This is a genomic window from Inquilinus sp. (assembly GCF_057815775.1).
The window spans coordinates 1-3,849 of record NZ_JBYRFX010001184.1; the positions used below are offsets into that span (position 1 = coordinate 1).

Here is a 3,849-nt window from a genome sequence, read left to right on the forward strand (position 1 = left end):
CAGCTTCAAGTACCACCGGCCACGCGGCATCCTGACCGCGGGTGCTGCCGAGCCGAATGCGCTGGTGACGGTCGGCGCCGGCGGCCGGACCGAGCCGAACACCCGCGCCACCATGGTCGAGCTGCATGACGGGCTGGCGGCTACCAGCCAGAACCGTTGGCCGTCGCTGAACTTCGACCTCGGCGCGGTGAACGGGCTGCTGTCGCCGTTCCTGAGCGCCGGCTTCTACTACAAGACCTTCATGTGGCCGGCGGCGTTCTGGGAGAAGCTGTACGAGCCGATCATCCGCAAGGCCGCCGGGCTGGGCAAGGCAACCTATCAGGCCGACCCCGATCGCTACGAGAAATGCTGGGCGCATTGCGACCTGCTGGTGATCGGCGCCGGCCCGGCCGGGCTGGCCGCGGCGCTGACGGCCGGACGCGCCGGTGCCCGCGTCATCCTGGCCGATGAGGGCTTCGAGCTGGGCGGCAGTTTGCTGGCCGAGATCGAGGACACCGCGCTCGACGGCATCCTGGCCGAGTTGGCCGGCCTGCCGAATGTCCGGCCGATGCCGCGCACCACCGTGTTCGGCTGGTACGACGACAATGTCTTCGGCGCAGTCGAACGGGTGCAGAAGCATGTGGCGCGGCCCGACCCGCGCCGGCCGGTCGAGCGTCTCTGGCGCATCATCGCCAAACAGGCGGTGCTGGCCACCGGGGCGGAGGAGCGGCCGCTGGTGTTCGGCGGCAACGACACCCCCGGCATCATGATGGCCGGCGCCATGCGCAGCTATCTGAACCGCCAAGCGGTGGCACCCGGCGACCGCACGGTGGTCTTCACCACCAACGCCGCCGGCTATCGCATCGCCGCAGATCTGGAGGCGGCGGGGCTTGAGGTCGCCGCCATCGTCGACAGCCGCGCCGATGCGGCCGAGGGCTGGTCCGGCCGCGCCCGCGTGCTGGCGGGCGGGCAGGTCACCGATGCCGGCGGCGGCCAGTTGCTGAGCCACGTCACCATCCGCACCGCCCGCGGCTTCGAGCGGATCGAGGCGGATGCGCTGGCGATGTCGGGCGGCTGGAGCCCGGTGATCCACCTCGCCTGCCATCGCGGCGCCCGGCCGCAATGGTCGGACCGGCACGCCGCGTTCCTGGCGCCGGAGCAGCAGGACGGCCTCGCCATCGCGGGGTCGGCCGCTGGCCTGGCGGAGACGGCCTCCTGCCTCGGCGACGGGGCGGCGAAGGCGGTGCGCGCGCTGCAGGCGATCGGCCTCAACGGGGCCGAACCCGCCTTCCCGCCTGTGGACGAGACCCAGGCACCGGCCCGGCCGCTGTGGTCGGTCAAGGGCGGCAAGGGCAAGGCCTTCGTCGATTTCCAGAACGACGTGCACACCAAGGATCTCGGCCTCGCCGTGCGGGAAGGCTACGGCCACGCCGAACTGGCCAAGCGCTACACCACCACCGGGATGGCAACCGACCAGGGCAAGCTGTCCAACATCAACGCCACCGGCATCCTGGCGGAGGCGCGCGGCGTCTCCCCGGCCGAAGTCGGGACCACGACCTTCCGCCCGTTCTACACCCCGGTGTCGTTCGGCGCGCTGACCGGCGCCGCCCGCGGCAAGCATTTCCAGCCGGCGCGCAAATCGCCGCTGCATGGCTGGGCCGAGAAGCACGGCGCCGTCTTCGTCGAGACCGGGCTGTGGTACCGCTCCTCCTGGTTCCCGCGCACCGGCGAGACGACCTGGCGCCAGAGCGTCGACCGCGAGGTGCTGACCATCCGCAGCAAGGCCGGGCTGTGCGATGTCTCCACCCTCGGCAAGATCGAGATCTTCGGCCGGGACGCCGCGGCTTTCCTCGACCGCGTCTACTGCAACGCCTTCGCCAAGCTGCCGGTCGGCAAGGCGCGCTACGGCATCATGCTGCGCGAGGACGGATTCATCTACGACGACGGCACCACCAGCCGGCTGGATGACGACCATTTCTTCATGACCACGACCACGGCGCTGGCCGCCGGCGTGCTGACCCATCTGGAGTTCTGCGCCCAGACGCTGTGGCCGGAGCTGGAGGTCTGCTTCGCCTCCTCCACCGACCAATGGGCGCAGATGGCAATCGCCGGCCCGAAGGCGCGCGCCATCCTGTCGGCGGTGGTCGACGCCGACCTGTCCGACGCCGCCTTCCCGTTCATGAGCGCGCGCAAGGTCAGCCTGTTCGGCGGCGCGCTGGAGGGCCGGCTGTTCCGCATCTCCTTCTCCGGCGAGCTGGCCTATGAGCTGGCGGTCCCGGCCGGATACGGCGAACACGTCGCCGACGCGCTGATGCTGGCCGGCGCGGCGCATGGCATCTGCGCCTATGGTGCCGAGGCGCTGGGGGTCATGCGGATCGAGAAGGGCCATGTCACCCATGCCGAGATCAACGGCACGGTGACGCCCGGGGATCTCGGCTTCGGCCGCATGGTCTCCGCCACCAAGGCGGATTTCATCGGCCGGGCCATGCTGCAGCGCGAGGGGCTGCAGGATGCCGGCCGGCCGCGCCTGGTCGGGGTCAAGCCGATCGACCCGGCCAAGGGCTTCCGCACCGGGTCGCACATCCTGCGCGCCGGCGACGCCGCGACGCTGGAAAACGACCAGGGCTACGTCACCTCCAGCGCCTATTCGCCGAGCCTCGGCCACACCATCGGCCTGGCGCTGGTGCAGCGCGGGCCGGAGCGGATCGGCGAGAAAGTCACCGTCTGGAACGGGCTGCGCGACGAGGTGACGGAGGCGGTCCTCTGCTCGCCCGTCTTCATCGACCCCGAGAACAGGAAGCTCCATGCCTGATCTGCCGCAGCACCGGACGCTGCTCGCCGGCGCCTCCGTGGGCGGGCCGGATCTCCGGCTGCAGGCCCTGCCCGAAGGCCATCTGCTGCAGGTGATGGGCCCGCTCGACACTCCGGGCCTGGCGGGGCACCTGGCCCAGGCGGGGCTGGCCGGCAGCTCGATCCGCCCGGCCGGCTTCCGGCAATGGTGCGTCGCCGGCGACGACGCCCTGGCGCCGGCCGCCATCGCCGCCCTGGCCGCCGGCCTGAAGCAGGCGGGTGCCTTCCTGTCGGACCAGAGTCATGGCCGCATCCGCATCGGCCTGTCCGGCCCGGGCGCCGCCGCGGCGCTGGCGACGCAGACCGCCGTTGACCTCGACCCCGCAATGTTCCCGGAGGGGCGGTCGGCGATGACCATGATCGGCCACATCACGGCCCAGATCAGCCGCACCGGCCCCGACCGCTTCGAGGTCACGGTGCTGCGCAGCTTCGCCGAAAGCCTGTGGCACGATCTGGCGCTGGTGGTGGCGTCGGCCGGCTAGGCGGCAGACGCCCAACCTACGCCTGGAATGAACCGGCCTCGCCAACCCACACCGTCATCGCGAGCCCGAAGGGCGTGGTGATCCAGGCTGGCACCGCTTCTGGCTGCACGACTGGATCGCGTCGCTGCGCTCGCGATGACGTTGAAGAATGGGCAGCATTGGGCAGCCTTCGGCGCCGGTGTCAGCGGGAGCCGAAGATGTGCTGGGCCAGGCTTATCCGGCGCCAGTTGTCGTTGCGCTCGCTCTCGGGCGCGCGTTCGACTGTGACCCAGCCGCCCCCGGGTGGCGCCGTCGCCGTTGGGGTGGGCTCGGCCGGCGGCCCGGTGTTGCCGGGGCCGGGATCAGGTGGCGGAGAGTCGGGCGGCACTGGCTGGTCCGTCAGCGTCTTGACGACCATGCCATCCTCGTTGAAGACCGCGCCGGTGTCGGTGTTGAGCATAAAGACCGCCCCCTCGGGCAGGCCTATATCGGCGGCCGGGATCCGGCGAAAGCGGCCGCGGCCGTATGAGCTCTCCGGCCAGGCGGCGACCTCCGCCGC

The 3,849-nt window shown here is 71.3% G+C and carries 3 protein-coding genes; 2 read left to right on the forward strand and 1 reads right to left on the reverse strand.

The window, feature by feature from the left end; translation table 11 throughout:
- Positions 1-2,791 (forward strand): sarcosine oxidase subunit alpha family protein (locus AC3XYG_RS42230; protein WP_489145916.1); only part of this gene is annotated, 2,791 nt, incomplete at its 5' end.
- Positions 2,784-3,311: a sarcosine oxidase subunit gamma family protein gene (locus AC3XYG_RS42235; RefSeq protein WP_489145917.1), complete on the forward strand. Its 528-nt coding sequence runs from the start codon at positions 2,784-2,786 to the stop codon at positions 3,309-3,311. The genes AC3XYG_RS42230 and AC3XYG_RS42235, both read left to right, overlap by 8 nt.
- Positions 3,312-3,492: 181 nt before the next feature.
- Here AC3XYG_RS42235 and AC3XYG_RS42240 read toward each other — a convergent pair.
- Positions 3,493-3,849 (reverse strand): hypothetical protein (locus AC3XYG_RS42240; protein WP_489145918.1); only part of this gene is annotated, 357 nt, incomplete at its 5' end.

What these genes read in the sequence shown, in the direction of transcription:
- AC3XYG_RS42235 (WP_489145917.1), top strand. Translation starts at nt 2,784, where the DNA reads ATGCCTGATCTGCCGCAGCACCGGACGCTGCTCGCCGGCGCCTCCGTG.